The organism is Paenibacillus anaericanus (assembly GCF_003994475.1).
In the GTDB taxonomy this organism is placed as follows: domain Bacteria; phylum Bacillota; class Bacilli; order Paenibacillales; family Paenibacillaceae; genus Fontibacillus; species Fontibacillus anaericanus.
This window is the reverse complement of record NZ_RZNY01000006.1, coordinates 124,019-142,112: the sequence shown is the minus strand read 5'-3', so window position 1 is coordinate 142,112 and position 18,094 is coordinate 124,019. Positions and strand designations below refer to the sequence as shown.

The window sequence follows — 18,094 nt, the reverse complement described above, 5'->3', positions numbered from 1 at the left end:
CCACCTAATTGCCACCCTGAATGAGTTTTAACTAAAATAAATCCAATAAAGCCTTGGTTTATATGGTATTTTCACACAAAAAAATTGGGCGCCCTTTGCAGAGCGCCCTCATGGGAGAAGAGAGGACTCAGTTATAAGGCTTTGCAAAACAGTGATAATAGATATGTTTTATTACGCTTCGATTATTGAATACTGTTAAACATTTTCGTGTTTTCTGAACCTTTATTATACATTTGGTCTACAATCAGTCTACAACTTATAAAGATGACTTGAATAATGTATCCAGTTTGTCGGCTGCGCTCTTATCTGCCGATTGTAGAGCATGTCCATAAACATTCATGGTGGTAGTGATATCTGCGTGACCTAATCGCTCAGAAATAATCTTTGCATGGACACCTTGATTAATTAACAAAGTCGCTGAGGTGTGTCTGAGGTCGTGAAACCTTATTTTTTTAAGGCCGTTATAATCAAGGAATTCAATCCACCACTTAGTTGGTCGGTTGAAGTATAATGCGCCTCCGTACGCGTTTGGAAAATCAAATTCATGTTCTTTCTCTTTCCAACGATCCATAATTCTCATTTTTTCTTGGAGGTAATGCATACGATACTTTTTCAGCATCTCTAAGTTGGAAGATGGTAATGATATAGTGCGAATTGATTTTTTTGTCTTAGGAGGTTTTATAACTGGTTTCCCATTGTCTTTAATTGAAATGGATTGTACGACTCTTAAAGTACCCTCGATTAAATCAATGTGACTCCACTCTAAAGCAATTAATTCGCCACGCCGCATGCCTGTAGAGATAGCCAAAGTGATTAACATTCGGAATAAAAATGGTTCATCATCTAGAGCTTTAAATAAAAGTTTGACGTCATTTTCATCATAAACCTGAATCTCTTTAGTTGGTATCTCCTTAGGTTTTTTCACGCCGTCCATAGGACTTTTTTTTATTACCTTCCACTCAACGGTTCTGAGAAAAACACTTCTTAGCACCCGATAGATGTACACAATAAGACGCTTAAGAGTTATCACATAGTAGGTCAAGCGCTGGACTTTGTGCCTGTCCTTGCTACAGGCGCTACAGATTATAACGGGTATGGAGCCGCGGGCATTAAAAAGGCAATAGCAGAGGCTAAGAGGTTGGGGTTTGAGTGGGGTGGCGATTGGGGTTGGGATAGCCCTCATTTACAATTTAATTACAAAGGATACGGTACTGATTTAAAGCTTGATATTACGAAGGAGGATGAAGAGATGACAGCAGCAGAAAAAGATGTGTCCACAGCCTTACAAACTACGGTAAAGGAACAAGCAAAGCAAATTGCAGCGCTAGAGAAGAGACTGAATATAACAGGCAAAGAAACATATGCATCCGGCTATGCAGAAGCGGTTGAGGCAGCCAAGAAATCCGGTGCTATTACCACTTCGTCGGATAAATCGAAAATCGATTTAAATATTATTCAAATGCTTCATAATCTCGGGCTTTTAAAGAAAGGGGCTAAATAATCATGAATAAGAAAAGATGGCGCAACTATGCCCTATGGGTAAGTGTTGTATCTCAAGCTTTGCTATTAGTCCAACTTGTTGGGCACCTGACAGAAACGTTTGAAGTTTCGGATATTATGCAACAAGACATTATGACGATAGTAAACGTTGTTCTTGGCCTATTAACAACCTTGGGGATCGTGTCGAACCCAACGAAGCCGAATAGTTCTGGGTTTAATTTATAAACTGACATAACCCCACAGGTATAGGCTAGTGGGGTTGTTCTTTATTTCATTATCCACATTAGACGTTAAAACGCTTTATCGGCATTAACAGCCAACACCGAGACCACCAACACCACCGAAACCTACACAAGCGCAAGAGACGATTACTAATAAGATGAACAATACAAGGATTGTACCTGTGTTTGTAAAAGCTCCACCAACTATACCGGACATATAAGCACCTCCCTAATTATAAGTACNTAAAAGCTCCACCAACTATACCGGACATATAAGCACCTCCCTAATTATAAGTACACGTTATGTTATGAACGCTGCTCTCCCTTTGATTGGGTGATTGTAACTGTGTATTGATATTAATAATGTTCTAATGGATTGACTGTTGCACTAACGGGACACAATAGCGCAATGGAAAGATCATAGGTAGAACCCCCAGCTGTTGCTCGCTGGAGGGTCTAACAATACTCTTTGGAGGTTGACGGGTAGGTGGTTGAAGGTGTCAATACTAGGATATGATTTGTATGAAATAATGGTGACAGGGTAGATTTTCTTCTTGAATAAAGAACGTACATTCGCATATAATACAAACAGATGTTCGTATTATTGGAGGCGTATGTAATGAGTAAGATTGCCAATATCATAACAGCCGAGGAACGCACGATGATTCGCGATTATATTTTGTTACCGCATCTGCAAAGTATGGTACAGAAGAGTTTAGATGATATCGAGTATTCAACCAACATTTTAAAACGTCTGTATCTGATGGCTGGGCAAAGGATACTTGATCAGATTATTAAAGACTCACGTAATTTAAAAAGGGAGTTAAAGCAGCGAGACATAAGAATTTTAGAAATCAAGTACGAGGACTTTGTAATAAATCACCACTACCACTGTAGGGGATATCAGGACGTATTTGGGATAACGCGCGATGCTATGAAATCAGAGATCAGTTTAAAGCTATCTCAATATATATCCGAGTTGGCTAGATACCTAAAAGGGCAATTGTAAATACAACCAGGAGGCGATCACATGTATTCTGTTCCAAAACCCAGTAAGAAGTATAAGGAATCAAGACCTAAGAGGGATTATCTGGAGCTAGAGGAATTAGCCGAAAGACTTACGGAGGCGAAAGAGAGTAACACGGTCCTGACGTTTTCTATTTGGCGTTGGGAGGACGACTTGAAAGGTACGATAACTAATATGGACTCACGTACTCAGAGCGTACACATAGCCGATGTAATAGGCGAGATACATAAAGTGCCGTTTATAGATATAATGGCGGTTGTTAATGCAGAGTAAAAGAATATACAAAATAAAAACAGACCGCTTTGGCGTTATGCCTCTACGGTCTGTTTTTGGTTCATTTACCCACAGCTTACCCACGAGTTAGTAGTTAAACGTAGTATTTTATCTTCCTCTACTTTCCATCCATGAACGGCCCTGTTTGAGTTTAACTAGAGTTTTTACTTGAAGGGGATGATACCTGCTATATTTCGTATCCGTGTTCTTTTAAATACAACTCACCCGCTTCGCATAGCTCCTCAAGCTCTCGAACGCCCATATATCTATTGTTCCAGGATATTGTCGATATTATCAGAAGAAAACCTTATGAATAAAGGGTTTGTTGAATTAAAAAATTGGGCGCCCTTTGCAGAGCGCCCTCATGGGAGAGGAGAAACCGGATGAAGAGCTTATGGGGAAACGTAAGTCTTCTCCGCGGTTGTCTACGACATTTGGTGATGTCGATAGTTTAAGTGTGTCCGCACTGTGCTGATTTATACCTTCAGAGCCTAAATAATGTTATAATGATTGCGTTTTTAAATCCGCTTTGGATTATGGTACGATATCGACAGTTGTGTTGGTGTAGGTTAGGTATTATAAAAAGTGTGTGTTCAAAAAGGGTGTGATTAGAATGAGAGTTATTTCAGGAAGTGCTCGGGGCAGGACATTAAAGGCTGTTCCAGGTACGGGGACTCGTCCGACAACCGATAAGGTCAAAGAGGCATTGTTCAGCATGATAGGTCCTTATTTTGAAGGTGGATCGGTACTTGATTTATTTGCGGGTACAGGTGGCCTTGGGATTGAGGCGCTTAGTCGTGGGATGGAACGGGCAGTCTTCGTTGACATGGAGTACAAAAGTATTGAGATTATCCGTTCAAATTTAAAGGCAACCAAGTTTGAAGAATGCTCTGAAGTATATAAGAATGACGCGGAGAGAGCTCTGAAAGCATTAGCTAAGCGAGAGATCACTTTTGATCTAGTGTTTCTAGACCCGCCGTATCGATTGAAACATGGGGACAAGCTTATGGAGCAGATGGATAGTCTTGGTTTGTTAGAAGATCAAGCAACGATCGTGCTCGAACATGAGTCGTCATTTGTATATCCGGATACTTTCGGAAAATTTGCGATATGGCGTAAAGCTGAGTATGGCGAAGTGGCTATTTCAATTTATGCATACGAACAAGAGAAAGAGTCGGTCTTGACCGAGCAAGGGGGAGTTTCAACATGAAGAAGCAAAATAATGAGATACGAGTGGCGGTATATCCTGGTAGTTTTGATCCGGTGACCAAAGGGCATATGGACATCATCCAGCGGGCTTCCCGGCAGTTTGATAAATTAATTGTGGCTGTTCTGAATAATACGAGTAAAAGTCCGCTGTTTACTGTTGAGGAGAGGAAAGAGCTTCTCACCTCTGCTACTAGTCATCTCGAGAATGTGGAGATTGACAGTTTTCGCGATCTTTTGGTCAATTATATGGTTTATAAACAAGCGGATGTTATTGTCAGAGGTATTCGCTCGGTAACAGATTTCGAATATGAACTCCAAATTGCTTCAACTAATCACAAGTTAAACAGTGAGGTAGAGACGATCTTTATGATGACGAATCCTACATATTCTTATCTTAGCTCCAGCATGGTGAAGGAAATTGCGAGCTTTCAAGGGAATGTAAGTGATTTAGTTCCGGCTGTGGTAGAGAAAGCGCTGAAGGATAAATATGACGGAAATCAACTAACTAATAATTAATTAAGTTAAGTTAGGTATCCATATGTCTCCTCCAGAAGAGACCCAACAAGAGAAATAAACCAACTAGTAAACCAAGTAACCAAACTTGCCATTCGAATATAGCCATGACTTGATTCCAATTTGGCAGTATGGCTTCGATACTTTTGGTCAAGACACCGCTACGTTCGATCTCTTTATTTACGGGTAGCACTCCTGTGAGTAAGGTTAGGGGCTTCCAAAGGAGTAATGTGAAAATATAGGCATAGATCCCATGGAGCATACGGTTGATTAGGAAATAACGTCCTTTGATTCCGATAGGTCCAAGAATGGCACGGACTTGAAGGGTAGCACACAAACCGCTCCACCCAAGCGCTGCACCCAGTAAGGCTGATTGTAAGGCGGGTGTCAAATCCAACTTGGTAGCACTATAAGCTCCGAGGTGGACCTCTAATAATCCTGCAATAGGGAATGCTAGTATTTCTGTAGGGAGAAATGAAGAGATCACTTGGATAACGACCGCAAAAATAAGCATAAACCCACCGGTGACCATCATGGTTTGCACGGCTGAGGTGACGGAGTCGCCTAATAGTTTACCGAAGCCACGACCGTCTTCTCTACGAACCTCTTCCATATTTCGTATAGCAAGTTTGAGCCTGGATGATGCTCGTTTGCTTTGTTCTTGAGTTTTAAGTTCTTTTGTTGTAGTTTTTTTTTGCTTTGAAGTCGTGAGGAAGTGTAGCGTCATTCCAGCAGCAAGGCCTGCAGCCCAATGCACAACCAGTAGGAGTAGCCCAAGTCCAGGAACACCTAGAAATCCCGTTCCGACAACAACAATGAGTAACACAGGGCTGCAAAAGTGCGCCGCACCAGCTAATTTCTCTGCCTCTAAGGTAGAGATCTTCCCTTGCTTGTAGAGCGTTGCTGTAGCTTCTGCGGCTGCTGGAAATCCCGCAGTCATACCAAGGGGAAGAACCCAACCGGCGATACCAGGTAAACCGAGTGCCTTCCTTGTAAAAGGATCCAGTAGCGTCCCGAGGCCTTGCGCAAAACCGCCAGCGAGCAATATTTGAGATAAAACGAGAAATGGCAGCATAGCCGGAAATACGATTCTCCACCAAATGGTCAGTCCTTGTCCAGATGCTTGGAAGGTCGCGGCTGGCGCATAGACGATACTGAAGACAAGCAGTGCAGCGATGGCCCCAAGTCCAATCGTCGTCGCTAAGGCTAAGCTGTGGCTGCCAGTTACGGAGTTATCACGATTCATGTGTAATTCCCCTCTTTTGTACAGACATTTTTCGTATATGTAAACGTAAGCTATAAGTACGACCTCTATTAGTACATGCTTATGCTTAACTCGGATTTAACAGACCAAGGGATACTCTACCTGCATGAAGGAGATGAACATACAATGCGCCAATCCAGATCAAGAATAATTAAATCCGGACTTTATGTGCTCACAATTATCATCCTAGTTTATGTGGTTGTTTATATGCCGACCCCTTATATGATTAACCAGCCGGGGACTGCAGAGGAGATCAAGCCAATGGTCACTGTGCAGGATGCAGATCCTGAGGAAAAAGGGACCTTTATGCTCACGACAGTGTCCGTCAGTTACGCCAATTTAGCGATGTTAGTTACGTCTCAATTTAATACTCACGCTGAGATCATCCGTAAAGAACCTGATCGAGACGAAAAGGAGTATGCAACAGAACAGAAATATTATATGAGCAGCTCACAGTCCAATGCGATTGTTGCAGCCTATAATCAAGCGGATGTTCCATATGAAATAGTTCCTGAATATGTATTTATCGTGGGGTTGTCCAAGACGATTCAAACTAAGGGGGATTTTCTTCCTGGAGATATTTTTACTAAAGTAAATGGAGCATCTGTAGGCCGTTTAGAGGATTTAGCATCTTTATTAAAAGGAAAAAAAGTGGGAGAAACTGTTTCTGTGGAGCTCAAGCGAGATGGAAAAATTTTGAATCAGCAGGTTGAATTAGTGGAGATTGGTGGGGATAGTGAGACTACCAAAGCGGGGCTTGGTGTTAGCATAGGAGAAGTTCGTAAAGTTATGCCTAATGAAAGTGGTAAAGAAGTCAAATTTGCTAATACCAGAATCGGCGGGCCATCCGCTGGGCTGATGTTTACGCTCGAAATCTATAATCAGTTGACTTCTGGTGATCTTAGTAAAGGTTACCGTATCGCGGGGACCGGTACGATGTCAGTAGATGGAACGGTTGGACCGATTGGTGGAGTCCAGTTCAAAATCGTTGCATCGGACCGAGAACACGCTGAAATATTTTTTGTGCCAGAGTCGAACTATAATGATGCCAAAGCGAAAGCAGAAGCAATCGGAAGTAAGATGACGCTGGTGCCAGTAAAAAATGTAGATGATGCGCTAAAATATTTAGAGGAACTGCCACCTAAAGCATGATAGGCGGCTGACGATAATCGCGAAATATGGAGTCTTGATCTCTCTCCTGCATGGCGTTAGCGTAGACGGAGGAGGCTTTGAGGTCAAGTTCCAAATGGGGGTGAGTTAAGTCAGCAGCTCTTGTGACGATGGGAAGCGACGCGCTTTTTCGCATGGTCTTGAGTAGCTTGCGTCCTTTGGCGCTGAATCCGAGGACACGAAGATAACCTGGACCCTCAGCAAGGGCTGACCTGGATAGCTCTGAGCGCTCATTCTGCAATAGTACATGAAGTAGCGTGCGCTGTAGCTTAGTTAGTGTATAACGTTTTGTTTTGAGTTGTTGGAGGAGCGCGCTGACGGTGGGCTTCTCGAGCTCATATAGCGTTTTTTTGATGCGAAATTGCAGGCCTTCGGTCATTTCGTGATGTCCAGCTAATTCTTGCGGAGAACTCAGTAGAAGACGGTGAAATAACGGCCTTGTGAAGCTTTCCCATGTTACTGGTCCGCGTCCAGCTGCAAATTCTCGCGCGAGAATATCTGCTGTGAAATGCGGAACGTAGGGGGCGATGGCGGCTAGTCCATCACTTTCGATGAGCCTCCGCACGGCGGTGGCACTAGCGATGGTCGCATTTCCTGGCAGGACATCGCCATAGTTCGAGCTGTTTCGCAGTACCGTGACGGGCGAGATGCGGCTTCTCAGTCTTCGTAGCGCGATTAGATATTGCAGGCCTAAGCTGTTGTTAGGCTGCGCTAACAACGCTACTATGGCTTCGCTGGAGGTATCTCCTCCAGCTGCGGTAAGTGTGGCTGCGGCCGCAGCGGCGTACGCAGCGGGATAGCTCGCCCCAGTGGCGAGCTGCTCGGCGAGAGCGGCCCTTAGTGCATCGCTCTCGTCTGCTAACTGCTCTGCGAGCGGTAGCAGCGCTTCAAGCTGGCCAGCTTCACTACCGAAGCACAGATCTGTGACGATGCCAGTGGCCTCTAGCAAGGCAACTGCGCCGTAAGCGAACCACTCTGCCGGCTGCGTCGCATAGGCAACTGGAAGCTCAAGCACGAGATCCACACCTAAGTGCAGCGCCATTTCTGCTCGCGCCCATTTATTTACGAGTGCTGGCTCGCCACGTTGTAGAAAATCGCCGCTCATGACAGCGATGACGCCATCGGCATTTGTGAGACGTTTTGCTTCTGCGAAATGATAGGCATGTCCGTTATGTAGTGGATTATATTCAACAATCAATCCCGTGATATTCAAAACAACTTCCACCTTTTTGCGACAGAGATTGTTACTCTTCGCCCGATTTGTGCAATAATAGTAATATAACACGAAGAAGTAAGATTTCTGAATCTGGATAGAAAACTATGCTTTGTTGTTGACAAAACTGGCTAAAAATCGGTATAATAAATTTTGTTTGTTTGGAGTGATATTCGTGAATTTTAATTTTCGTCAAGTAGCTACATCTGAAGGACCGGTGGAACTCCATCAGGCTTTGGATGTTAGCAGTTTAGTCGAAGAGCGTAAGGACATTATTGGTATGGGACCGCTTCAAGCCGATCTGCAGGCTAAATCTGCGGAAGGTGGCATTGTGGATGTCAGCGGCACCTTGTCTGTGGAACTCGATATGTCTTGTTCCCGATGTCTGAAGCCTTTGAAACGCGAAGTCGATATCGAATTTGAAGAAAGCTTCAAACATAGCGACACTCCCGTGACAAAATTGCAGGATGAAGAAGAGGAACTCCGGTATGTTACCGAAGACAGTGTGGACTTGACTCCATATATCGAAGAATCCTTTGTTCTAAATCTTCCGTTTGTCGCCGTATGTAGCGATTCTTGCAAGGGGCTTTGCGCAAATTGTGGGGTTGACTTAAACGAACGGGAATGCGACTGTAATAAAGATCGTATAGATCCGAGATTAGCAGCGCTAAGCGATTTTTTCAAAAAATGAGATGAAAAAATTACCGAATAGGTTTATTTGAATAAGGAGGTGGGAACCATGGCAGTACCTCAACGGAGAACGTCCAAAACGCGCCGCGACAAACGCCGCACGCATTTTAAATTGGCTGTGCCGGGCATGGTAAAATGTGAACAATGCGGAGAAATGAAGCTTGCTCACCACGTATGCAAAGTTTGCGGAACATACAAAGCAAGAGAAATCATCAAGCAGTAGTCTTGAGATATGTTTAAACTCAAAGTAGTACTTCATCTTCGGTGAGGTGCTACTTTTTTTTGTCTCAGAACGATTGTGCTTTCTTTTTGTGGACAGATGTTTTATACTAATTTTTAGTACCAGGTTCTAATATAAAACTTAAAAATGATAAAATTGTTTATATAAATAACTTATTCATCCGGAGGTGATATCCATCGAACGTTTGCCCAAAAGGGCGAGACAGCAGCAGCTCGTCAAAATGATTGAAGAAAATCCCTTTGTGACGGATCAGGAATTAACCCGGCAATTAAAGGTTAGTATTCAGACGATCCGACTTGATCGGATGGAGCTTGGGATACCAGAGCTAAGAGAACGAATGAAGCTTATGGCTGAACGCTCTTATGATCAGGTTCGTTCCCTTCCTTTGCATGAAGTAATCGGGGATATCGTTGACCTTCAGTTGGATAAGAGCGGGATTTCAATATTTGAAATCTCCAAAGAACATGTTTTCTCTCGTACAGGAATCGCGCGTGGACATCATGTGTTTGCACAAGCTAACTCCTTGGCGGTAGCTGTCATTAACGACGAAATCGCATTGACTTTTTCAGCGGATATCCGCTTCGTGAGATCTGTTCATCTGGGAGAGAAATGTATAGCAAAAGCATATGTTCGTCCTGTATCCGGCAATCGGGGAAAAGCCAAGGTTGAGGTCTTTACCTATGTTGGTGAGGAAATGGTGTTCCAAGGAAACTTTGTTATCTACCGATCAACCGGAGAAGAGAATCACGAAGGAGGAAGTCATCATGCGGATCGCCATTGATGCCATGGGCGGAGATCACGCTCCAAAGAGTACTGTGGAGGGTGCATTAGCTGCGGCCAAGGAATGGAGCGATATAGAGGTCATTCTGGTGGGGGACAAGGAAGCATTGGAACCATTAATTCTGGATGCGCCGCCTAATTTGCGGATTCATCATGCGGGGGAAGTGATTGAACCTGAGGATGAGCCGGTCAAAGCTGTTCGCCGGAAGAAGGATGCTTCCATGGTTGTAGCCGGACGTCTGGTCAGAGAGGGTAAGGCCGACGCAATGATCTCCGCAGGCAACACTGGGGCATTGATGACGACTGGCTTACTTGTCGTTGGGCGGATGGAAGGGATCGAGCGTCCCGCACTTGCGCCAATGATACCTACGGTGGATGAACGTGGTGTGTTGGCGCTTGATCTTGGGGCGAACATGGATGCGAAGCCCGAGCATTTGGCCCAGTACGCATTAATGGGGAGTATTTATCGCCAGAAAGTTCACGGTATTGCGAACCCACGTGTAGGACTGTTGAATGTTGGAACGGAACCAGGGAAGGGCAACGAACTGACAAAGGTTGCTTATCCGCTTATTCAGGAGATGCCGATCAACTTCGTTGGTAACGTAGAGGCTCGTGATGTATTAACTGGGGCTTGCGATGTACTCGTGTGCGATGGTTTTGCTGGTAATATCTTGTTGAAATCACTTGAGGGTACAGCGGGAACGATATTCTCACTTCTAAAAAAAGAATTCAGCAAATCATTAAAGAATAAGCTGGCCGCTGCGGTATTGATGCCTTCATTACGTAATATGAAGAAAACTCTTGATTATAAAGAACATGGTGGAGCTCCACTCCTTGGACTTAGTGGTCTTGTCGTTAAGGGACATGGTTCCTCGGACGGCGGTGCCATTAAGAATGCAGTACGGCAGGCTAGAACCGCGATTCAAGGACGTTTAACAGAGAGTATATCAAATGAAATTAGCGGGAAGAGAGTGACAGAATGATGAAATTACGTTCGGTGGGTATAGTTGGGACAGGTATGTACGTTCCCGAAAAGGTGTTGACGAACGCGGAATTGGAAACGATTGTGGATACCAATGACGAATGGATAGTATCGCGGACGGGAATTCGGGAACGACATATTGCTGCACCCGAACAAGCGACCTCTGATCTAGCGTATGAAGCCGCTATTCAGGCGCTGAAATCTGCTGGACTTGCAGCTGAAGATTTGGAACTAATTATCGTGGCGACGGTTACTCCAGATACAACTTTTCCTTCGACAGCTTGCATCTTACAAGAAAAACTTGGGGCTAAGAAAGCAGCTGCGTTCGATTTGTCTGCTGCTTGTTCAGGGTTTGTTTACAGCTTAGCTACGGCAAATGGATTCATTCAGACGGGAATGTATAACAACGCACTCATTATCGGGGCTGATACTTTATCCCGAATTACTGATTATACGGATCGTAACACATGCGTTTTGTTCGGTGATGGAGCTGGAGCTGTAGTTCTCGGCGAAGTTCCTGAAGGTCGTGGCTTCCTCTCTTTTGATCTCGGTGCTGAAGGAGCGGGTGGACCGCTGCTTAAACTCGAAGGTGGCGGTTCACGCTTACCTGCCTCAACGGAAACTGTTCAAGAAGGTAAACATTTTATTTATATGAACGGTAGAGAAGTGTTTAAGTTTGCGGTTCGTATTATGGGAACAGCGACTGAGGAAGTACTACGCAAGGCGGGTAAGACCAAGGAGGAAATCGATTTATTCGTTCCTCACCAAGCTAATATTCGTATCATTCAGTCTGCTATGCAACGGCTTAATTTGCCGGAAGAGAAATGTGTTGTCAACGTGGACAAATATGCTAACACATCAGCAGCGTCCATCCCATTAGCGCTTGTTGAGGCTGCGCAAGGGGGTCGCATTAAGGAAGGCGATACTGTCTTGCTTGTTGGCTTCGGCGGTGGTCTTACCTGGGGAGCCTCTGTGCTCGTCTGGTAGAGGTTGTTTAAAAAGTCATCTTTTGATCACGAAGGATATCGAGGTATATTCCGCTCCTCAGTCTCTAGCTTCATTCAACTGAGGAGTTTTGAAAAAACGCTTCTTCGGAAGCATAGGCTCTCGGTGCCGAAAAGCTGACTTTTTAACACGGATTAGTAGTAAAATCTACGACAGGATAAGGAGTCAAATATCGGATGAGTAAAATAGCTTTTGTTTTTCCTGGACAGGGTTCTCAAAGTGTAGGAATGGGCAGAGATCTTTATGAAGCTTTGCCGTCATCGCGGCGGTTGTTTGACATAGCTGACGAGGTTACTGGCCTGCCGCTTACCCGTCTGATCTTTGAAGGACCAGAGAGCGAATTGAAGCAAACGGCCAATACACAGCCAGCTTTATTAACAACTAGTGTGGCGTTATATGAGGCATTTGCTGCAAAGGGCTTTGCACCTGATTATGTAGCGGGTCATAGCTTGGGCGAATATAGCGCTCTGACAGCGGCTGGAGTACTTTCGTTCGAGGATGCAGTATCCATCGTACGTGCTCGCGGTCAGTTCATGGAGCAAGCGGTTCCTGGTGGAAAAGGTGCCATGGCGGCTGTTCTTGGTGGAGAGCGTGAAGCACTTGCTGGTTTATGCGCTGATATTACTGCTGGTGGCAATCCGGTTGAATTAGCTAATATTAATTGTCCTGGTCAAATCGTTGTCTCTGGTAGTAAGGAAGGCGTTGACCAGGTTGTTGAACGCGTCAAGGAGATCGGAGCGAAACGGGCGATCCTACTTGAAGTTAGTGGTCCATTTCATTCGTCCTTGATGAAATCTGCAGCGGAGCATTTAGCGGAGAAACTCAAGAGTGTTACAATCAAAGATTCCGTCCTCCCAGTCGTAGCGAATGTTACAGCCCGCCCAGTTCATAGCGGAGCCGATATTTCGCGATTGCTTGTAGAACAAGTGTATTCTCCTGTATTGTGGCATGACAGCGTTTCTTGGCTTATCGAGCAAGGTGTGGATACCTTTGTCGAGATTGGCCCTGGTAGCGTGTTATCCGGTCTGATCAAGAAAATTGACAAGAGTGTTCGTATCTTCAATGTAAACGGCCTGGAAAGTCTGGAAGCAACCGCAGCAGCACTGGAAATATAAGTTAAATTAATGAAAGTGATTTCGCTATCGTAGCAATCAAAACCAATAGTTAAACTATTTTAACAGTTAGCTTAAAGTTGACTTTAGGAAAGGAGGGGAAATTATGACGAAACCACTACAAGGTCAAACGGCATTAGTAACTGGAGCATCACGAGGCATTGGGCGTGGTATTGCCCTTGCGCTTGCTGAAGCTGGTGCTGATGTTTGCGTGAATTATGCAGGAAATGAAGCAGCTGCAGCGCAAGTTGTGAGTGAAATTGAGGCGCTTGGAGTCAAAGCTTATGCTGTTAAGGCACATGTCGGAAACACCGAGCAATTTGATGACATGGTGAAGGGGATCATCGATAATTGGGGTCGAATTGACATTCTAGTGAATAACGCTGGCATTACAAGGGATAATCTAATTATGCGGATGAAAGAAGCAGAATTTGATGATGTCATTGAGACGAATCTCAAAGGCGTGTTTAACGGTATCAAAGCTGTGACCCGTCCCATGATGAAACAACGTTCTGGTCGAATTATTAACATTTCATCGGTTGTTGGTGTGCTAGGTAATGCAGGACAAGCGAACTATGTTGCGGCTAAAGCAGGAGTGATTGGGCTAACTAAAGCCTCTGCACGCGAGCTGGCTTCACGTAATATTACTGTCAATTGTATTGCTCCCGGATTTATCGAGACGGATATGACGGATGAACTGCCTGAAGAGCTGCGGCAGGGTCTACTAAGCGGTATTCCATTGGCTCGGCTAGGCCGACCTGAAGAAATTGCCAAGGTTGCTCTGTTCCTAGCGTCTGACAGTGCATCTTATATGACAGGCCAGACATTGCATGTTGATGGCGGGATGTATATGTGAAATTGAATCTCGCTTCTGGCATTTTAACTTTAATTCTCGTATAATACCATGGAGGAGGTGAACCGGATGTCCGATGTATTAGAGCGTGTAAAACGCATTGTTGTGGATCGCCTCGGCGCTGATGAAGCCGAAGTTACCCTTGAAGCGTCTTTCAAAGATGACTTGGGAGCTGATTCGCTCGATGTTGTAGAATTAGTAATGGAATTGGAAGATGAATTTGATCTGGAAATTTCAGATGAAGATGCAGAGAAGATTACGACCGTAGGTGAAGTTGTTAACTACATACAATCTCATACCTAAAGTCATTTCGAGTCCCGTACCTCCATATAAGCAGGCGGGACTTCTCCTCATCTAGGCAAAGAATTTTTGTTGTTGTTGACACAGTTTATTTTTAATATTACACATGAAGTCTATATGAGGTGAATGTGTTTGAAGCATAGAGTAGTGGTAACTGGTATGGGGGTTGTAACTTCCCTTGGAAATGATTTAGATACGTTCTGGGATAACCTAGTACAAGGTAAATCAGGTGTGTCGCTTATTGAGGCATTCGATGTTAGTGGGTACACTACTCGAATTGCGGCAGAGGTTAAAGATTTTAACCCTGATGATTACATTGATCGTAAAGAAGCGCGAAAAATGGACCGTTTTGTGCAGTTTGCAACTACAGCTGCATTCAGCGCTCTGAAAGATAGCGGTTTAAATATCGCCGAGCAAACCGATCCAGAACGCGTAGGCGTGATGATTGGTTCAGGTATCGGTGGTCTTGGAACTTTAGAAGATCAACACAGTATTTTGCTAGAAAAAGGACCTAGACGGGTCAGCCCTTTCTTCATTCCGATGATGATTGCAAATATGGCTTCCGGTCATGTGTCGATTCTTACAGGGGCAAAAGGCCCTAATAGTACAACAGTTACGGCCTGCGCGACCGGAACTCATTCCATCGGCGATTCGTACAGAACGATTATGAATGGTGATGCCGACGTAATGATTTGCGGCGGTGCGGAAGCGACGATTCGTCCGACCGGGGTGGCTGGTTTTTGCTCTATGAGAGCTATGTCAACACGTAATGACGAACCGGAGAGAGCAAGCCGTCCATTTGATTCGGAGCGCGATGGTTTCGTTATGGGCGAAGGTGCCGGAATTCTAATTCTAGAGTCACTCGAACATGCACAAAAACGTGGTGCCAAGATTTACGCTGAAGTCATCGGTTATGGGTTAAGTGCAGATGCTCACCATATGACGGATCCTGATCCGGATGGGGCTTCACGTGCAATGAAAATGGCCCTTCGTTCTGCAGGGATTGAGCCAGAGGAAATAGATTACATTAATGCTCATGGTACATCTACACCTCCAGGGGATCGTTCGGAGACGACAGCAATTAAGTGGACCTTTGGCGATCATGCTTATAAGCTAGCTGTAAGCTCAACGAAATCAATGACAGGTCATTTGCTTGGAGCTGCAGGCGGTGTAGAGGCTGTTATTTGTGGGCTTACACTTCAGAATGGAATTATTGCTCCAACTATTAATCTGGAGAATCCGGATCCTGATTGCGATTTGGATTATGTTCCAAATGAAGCCAGACACAGTGATGTTAAAGTTGCGATGTCTAACTCTTTCGGATTTGGTGGGCATAATGCCACGATCATTCTGAAGAAATTCGAAGCATAAGGGAGTAAGTCTGTTGAGTGGAGATCTGAAGCAACTACAGAACAAACTTCAAATTGTATTCCAAAATAAAGGACTATTGAAACAGGCCTTTACCCATGCATCTTACGTGAACGAACATCGATTCAGTCAAAATGAGGATAACGAGCGTCTTGAATTTCTTGGTGACGCCGTCCTTGAATTGACGGTCTCGGAGCATTTATATCAACTATTCCCAGATCGACCAGAAGGTGAACTGACGAAGCTTCGTGCTGCGATTGTGTGTGAGCCCTCTCTGGTTAAGTTTGCGGAAAGCCTACAGTTTGGACAATATGTTCTGCTAGGTAAAGGTGAGGAGCTAACAGGGGGGCGAACTCGCCCCGCACTGTTGGCGGATGTATTCGAATCATTTGTAGGTGCGTTATATTTGGATCAAGGTTTGGATGCCGTCGTCGCTTTCCTTCATAGTTATGTTTTTTCTCAGTTCACTTTAAATGGTAGATTACAGACAACTGATTTTAAGACGGAATTACAGGAGTTAACCCAACATCACAATATGGGTATTCTTGAGTATCGTGTTATCGAAGAGCGGGGACCCGCTCATGAACGAGAGTTTGTCTCGGAAGTGTTCATGGAAGGTCTTGCACTTGGTCGGGGATCTGGACGTTCCAAGAAGGAAGCCGAACAGCAGGCTGCTGCTGTGGCGCTGGATCGGTTGAAGACAACACAAGAAAACAAACAATGAAATACGAAGTCCCCGTCTCTAATGAGTTCAAATTAGAGGCGGGGACTTTGTATGTTTAGGAATTAGTGAACGTTGTCTCGCACACCGTCGAGTAGATTCAGCATATCCATACCGGCATGGTTACCAAGTAGAATGATGGTAATGCCACCATCAGGTTCTCTTGAAAGGCCTGTAGAGTATCCTGTTCCGCTACCGTTATGAAAGACGATCTTATCGCCATCAAGGTTTTTAATCATCCATCCGTATCCATAATTTTTACTTGAATAAGGAGTGAACATCTGCTCAAGAGATTCTTGACTAAGTAATTGCTCGGTGTTTAGCGCATTATCCCACTTCAGAAGATCATCAACCGTAGAATATAGGGTGCCGGTTCCAGATTGTGAGACGTAATAGTCGGCTAGCTTCCATTGTCCTTTTGACTCCACATAACCTTTGGTGATGTTCTTAGTTGGAGTAGCTTCACCCGTGTGTGTCATTCCAAGTGGACTTATAAATGACTGATTCAGATATTCACCATAGCTAGTTCCGGATGTATGCTCAATGATGTAGGCAAGTAGCACATAACCACCATTGCTGTACTTGAAGTCAGTGCCTGGCTTGAAATCGAGATTTTTTTTCTTAAGCTCATCTACGGTCTGTTGAAGAGTCATACCTTTTGTTCGTGTGAAATTGGCTGGCGCACCAGATGTATGCGAGAGTAGCATATGTAACGTAATTTCTTTCCCACCAGGGAAACCAGGAACATAAGTCTCTAAAGTATCGTCTAGTCGTAATTTTCCTTCCTCAGTTAACTTCATGATCGCAGCAGCCGTAAAAGATTTGGTTAATGAAGCGATTCGCGTTTCTTTGTCGGGGCGGTTCAGTTTGTACTCATCCCCATAGCCATAACCTTTGCGTAGGAGAACCTCGCCGTTCTTGGCCACGAGTACCATTCCTGAATAGCCTTGTGTTTTTAAATAATTGTCCACGTCTTCGGTTTCCTTAGTTAACATTGAAACCGGATCCTGTGAAATATCGATTGTTTTAACGGGTTGAGTTGTATATTTGACAGTGGCCTTTAGCGCATCGGCTAACGACTTGAGAGGCACCATCGTGGTTCCTTGTCTAGTTAGGGAAACAGAGGGAGCTTGAAGTTTATATCCATTTACATCGAAGACAGCTGTTCCTGGTCGATGTAGTATGATGTCGCCATGAATGTTCAATTCTGACGCGCGATTTGCTGTATTCCATCGTATCGTTGCTCCAAGTAATTGTGCAGTTTCCCGCAGGGGGACATAGGTTGTTCCGTTAAGTACGAAAGGAGTAGTTGACCATTCCGGGATGCTGCCTTCTATCGACACTTCTATTGGAATTTCTCTAGCCAACTGGGTTTGACTTTGACTGGCTTGGACGGAAGCGGGAGCTACCCACATCGTGCAAATCGATATCATTGCTGCCGATAATACAGAAGAGAGTACACGCACGGTGTTATGCTGCAATTTGTTCATTATCATGGGCTCCTTTTGATGTAAAAAATAGTGTGGGAGGGCTTACAAGTTTGTTGTTTACCACACTAGCAAACCCGAAGATAGTTTTCAAGGGTGATAGAGTAGAAAAAGTAAGGTATAGGTGATTTCTTAGCATGTTCCATAGTGCTTTTAGTATGTTAC

The 18,094-nt window shown here is 44.4% G+C and carries 21 protein-coding genes and 1 pseudogene; 17 read left to right on the top strand and 5 right to left on the bottom strand.

Going from position 1 to position 18,094, the window contains the following annotated elements:
- Window positions 1–256: 256 nt before the first annotated feature.
- Window positions 257–925: a site-specific integrase gene (locus tag EJP82_RS09615; RefSeq protein WP_170220165.1), complete on the bottom strand. Its 669-nt coding sequence runs from the start codon at window positions 923–925 to the stop codon at window positions 257–259.
- 81 nt (window positions 926–1,006) lie between these two features.
- On the opposite strand from EJP82_RS09615, the pseudogene EJP82_RS28340 reads away from it, so the two are divergent.
- Window positions 1,007–1,216: pseudogene (locus EJP82_RS28340) on the top strand (M15 family metallopeptidase); the annotation flags it as partial.
- 287 nt (window positions 1,217–1,503) lie between these two features.
- Window positions 1,504–1,725 (top strand): phage holin, encoded by a 222-nt coding sequence (locus EJP82_RS09605; protein WP_127191835.1) that lies wholly within the window; start codon window positions 1,504–1,506, stop codon window positions 1,723–1,725.
- Window positions 1,726–1,809: 84 nt separating this feature from the next.
- On the opposite strand, the gene EJP82_RS28145 is transcribed toward EJP82_RS09605, so the two are convergent.
- Window positions 1,810–1,938: a YjcZ family sporulation protein gene (locus tag EJP82_RS28145; RefSeq protein ID WP_211350072.1), complete on the bottom strand. Its 129-nt coding sequence runs from the start codon at window positions 1,936–1,938 to the stop codon at window positions 1,810–1,812.
- Between the two features lie 402 nt (window positions 1,939–2,340).
- On the opposite strand from EJP82_RS28145, the gene EJP82_RS09600 reads away from it, so the two are divergent.
- From EJP82_RS09600 to coaD, 4 genes are all read left to right on the top strand, one after another.
- Window positions 2,341–2,730: a YhjD family protein gene (locus tag EJP82_RS09600; protein WP_127191834.1), complete on the top strand. Its 390-nt coding sequence runs from the start codon at window positions 2,341–2,343 to the stop codon at window positions 2,728–2,730.
- 21 nt (window positions 2,731–2,751) lie between these two features.
- On the top strand, window positions 2,752–3,021 hold the full coding sequence (locus tag EJP82_RS09595; protein WP_127191833.1) for a YolD-like family protein: 270 nt from the start codon (window positions 2,752–2,754) through the stop codon (window positions 3,019–3,021).
- A 613-nt stretch (window positions 3,022–3,634) separates the two neighbouring features.
- Window positions 3,635–4,231: a 16S rRNA (guanine(966)-N(2))-methyltransferase RsmD gene (rsmD, locus tag EJP82_RS09590; RefSeq protein WP_127191832.1), complete on the top strand. Its 597-nt coding sequence runs from the start codon at window positions 3,635–3,637 to the stop codon at window positions 4,229–4,231.
- Entirely contained in the window at window positions 4,228–4,746 is a 519-nt protein-coding gene (gene coaD, locus EJP82_RS09585; protein WP_127191831.1) for a pantetheine-phosphate adenylyltransferase, read from the top strand. Before rsmD ends, coaD begins: the two co-directional genes overlap by 4 nt.
- Before the next feature lie 10 nt (window positions 4,747–4,756).
- Here the strand turns inward: coaD and EJP82_RS09580 are convergent, their stop codons facing one another.
- The gene (locus EJP82_RS09580) at window positions 4,757–5,989 is read right to left on the bottom strand and encodes a nucleoside recognition domain-containing protein (protein WP_127191830.1); all 1,233 of its coding nucleotides are present in this window, start codon (window positions 5,987–5,989) and stop codon (window positions 4,757–4,759) included.
- A gap of 144 nt (window positions 5,990–6,133) precedes the next feature.
- Here EJP82_RS09580 and EJP82_RS09575 point away from each other — a divergent pair, with 144 nt between their 5' ends.
- Entirely contained in the window at window positions 6,134–7,159 is a 1,026-nt protein-coding gene (locus EJP82_RS09575) for a SepM family pheromone-processing serine protease (protein ID WP_127191829.1), read from the top strand.
- Here the strand turns inward: EJP82_RS09575 and EJP82_RS09570 are convergent.
- Window positions 7,149–8,390 (bottom strand): nucleotidyltransferase, encoded by a 1,242-nt coding sequence (locus EJP82_RS09570; RefSeq protein ID WP_127191828.1) that lies wholly within the window; start codon window positions 8,388–8,390, stop codon window positions 7,149–7,151. The two genes, EJP82_RS09575 and EJP82_RS09570, sit on opposite strands and share 11 nt — an antisense overlap.
- 175 nt (window positions 8,391–8,565) lie before the next feature.
- On the opposite strand from EJP82_RS09570, the gene EJP82_RS09565 reads away from it, so the two are divergent.
- The 10 genes from EJP82_RS09565 (at window position 8,566) to rnc (ending at window position 16,445) form a co-directional block, all read left to right on the top strand.
- Window positions 8,566–9,081, top strand: coding sequence for a YceD family protein (locus tag EJP82_RS09565; RefSeq protein WP_127191827.1), 516 nt, complete (start codon window positions 8,566–8,568; stop codon window positions 9,079–9,081).
- 48 nt (window positions 9,082–9,129) lie between these two features.
- Window positions 9,130–9,303, top strand: a complete 174-nt coding sequence (gene rpmF, locus EJP82_RS09560) for a 50S ribosomal protein L32 (RefSeq protein WP_127191826.1) — start codon at window positions 9,130–9,132, stop codon at window positions 9,301–9,303.
- Window positions 9,304–9,505: 202 nt separating this feature from the next.
- Window positions 9,506–10,102, top strand: a complete 597-nt coding sequence (fapR, locus tag EJP82_RS09555; protein ID WP_127191825.1) for a transcription factor FapR — start codon at window positions 9,506–9,508, stop codon at window positions 10,100–10,102.
- Window positions 10,086–11,084 carry a phosphate acyltransferase PlsX gene (gene plsX / locus EJP82_RS09550; protein WP_127191824.1) on the top strand — a complete coding sequence of 333 codons (999 nt, stop codon included), beginning with the start codon at window positions 10,086–10,088 and terminating at the stop codon, window positions 11,082–11,084. Before fapR ends, plsX begins: the two co-directional genes overlap by 17 nt.
- Window positions 11,081–12,070: a beta-ketoacyl-ACP synthase III gene (locus tag EJP82_RS09545; RefSeq protein ID WP_127191823.1), complete on the top strand. Its 990-nt coding sequence runs from the start codon at window positions 11,081–11,083 to the stop codon at window positions 12,068–12,070. The genes plsX and EJP82_RS09545 overlap by 4 nt, the downstream gene beginning before the upstream one ends.
- Before the next feature lie 194 nt (window positions 12,071–12,264).
- On the top strand, window positions 12,265–13,203 hold the full coding sequence (fabD, locus tag EJP82_RS09540) for an ACP S-malonyltransferase (protein ID WP_127191822.1): 939 nt from the start codon (window positions 12,265–12,267) through the stop codon (window positions 13,201–13,203).
- Between the two features lie 103 nt (window positions 13,204–13,306).
- Window positions 13,307–14,056 (top strand): 3-oxoacyl-[acyl-carrier-protein] reductase, encoded by a 750-nt coding sequence (gene fabG / locus EJP82_RS09535; protein WP_127191821.1) that lies wholly within the window; start codon window positions 13,307–13,309, stop codon window positions 14,054–14,056.
- A gap of 66 nt (window positions 14,057–14,122) precedes the next feature.
- Window positions 14,123–14,356 (top strand): acyl carrier protein, encoded by a 234-nt coding sequence (gene acpP / locus EJP82_RS09530; protein ID WP_019638123.1) that lies wholly within the window; start codon window positions 14,123–14,125, stop codon window positions 14,354–14,356.
- A gap of 129 nt (window positions 14,357–14,485) precedes the next feature.
- Window positions 14,486–15,724, top strand: a complete 1,239-nt coding sequence (gene fabF, locus EJP82_RS09525) for a beta-ketoacyl-ACP synthase II (protein WP_127191820.1) — start codon at window positions 14,486–14,488, stop codon at window positions 15,722–15,724.
- Between the two features lie 13 nt (window positions 15,725–15,737).
- Entirely contained in the window at window positions 15,738–16,445 is a 708-nt protein-coding gene (gene rnc, locus EJP82_RS09520; RefSeq protein ID WP_127191819.1) for a ribonuclease III, read from the top strand.
- Window positions 16,446–16,507: 62 nt separating this feature from the next.
- On the opposite strand, the gene EJP82_RS09515 is transcribed toward rnc, so the two are convergent.
- The gene (locus EJP82_RS09515; RefSeq protein WP_170220164.1) at window positions 16,508–17,932 is read right to left on the bottom strand and encodes a serine hydrolase domain-containing protein; all 1,425 of its coding nucleotides are present in this window, start codon (window positions 17,930–17,932) and stop codon (window positions 16,508–16,510) included.
- Between the last annotated feature and the right edge of the window lie 162 nt (window positions 17,933–18,094).

Bases quoted from the DNA above. Each gene is read 5' to 3' on its own strand.
- EJP82_RS09605 (WP_127191835.1), top strand. From the start codon at position 1,504: ATGAATAAGAAAAGATGGCGCAACTATGCCCTATGGGTAAGTGTTGTA.
- rsmD (WP_127191832.1), top strand. From the start codon at position 3,635: ATGAGAGTTATTTCAGGAAGTGCTCGGGGCAGGACATTAAAGGCTGTT.
- EJP82_RS09515 (WP_170220164.1), bottom strand. From the start codon at position 17,932: ATGAACAAATTGCAGCATAACACCGTGCGTGTACTCTCTTCTGTATTA.
- plsX (WP_127191824.1), top strand. From the start codon at position 10,086: ATGCGGATCGCCATTGATGCCATGGGCGGAGATCACGCTCCAAAGAGT.
- coaD (WP_127191831.1), top strand. From the start codon at position 4,228: ATGAAGAAGCAAAATAATGAGATACGAGTGGCGGTATATCCTGGTAGT.
- EJP82_RS09545 (WP_127191823.1), top strand. From the start codon at position 11,081: ATGATGAAATTACGTTCGGTGGGTATAGTTGGGACAGGTATGTACGTT.
- EJP82_RS09600 (WP_127191834.1), top strand. From the start codon at position 2,341: ATGAGTAAGATTGCCAATATCATAACAGCCGAGGAACGCACGATGATT.
- acpP (WP_019638123.1), top strand. From the start codon at position 14,123: ATGTCCGATGTATTAGAGCGTGTAAAACGCATTGTTGTGGATCGCCTC.
- rpmF (WP_127191826.1), top strand. From the start codon at position 9,130: ATGGCAGTACCTCAACGGAGAACGTCCAAAACGCGCCGCGACAAACGC.
- EJP82_RS09575 (WP_127191829.1), top strand. From the start codon at position 6,134: ATGCGCCAATCCAGATCAAGAATAATTAAATCCGGACTTTATGTGCTC.
- fabD (WP_127191822.1), top strand. From the start codon at position 12,265: ATGAGTAAAATAGCTTTTGTTTTTCCTGGACAGGGTTCTCAAAGTGTA.
- fabG (WP_127191821.1), top strand. From the start codon at position 13,307: ATGACGAAACCACTACAAGGTCAAACGGCATTAGTAACTGGAGCATCA.
- EJP82_RS09595 (WP_127191833.1), top strand. From the start codon at position 2,752: ATGTATTCTGTTCCAAAACCCAGTAAGAAGTATAAGGAATCAAGACCT.
- EJP82_RS28145 (WP_211350072.1), bottom strand. From the start codon at position 1,938: ATGTCCGGTATAGTTGGTGGAGCTTTTACAAACACAGGTACAATCCTT.
- EJP82_RS09580 (WP_127191830.1), bottom strand. From the start codon at position 5,989: ATGAATCGTGATAACTCCGTAACTGGCAGCCACAGCTTAGCCTTAGCG.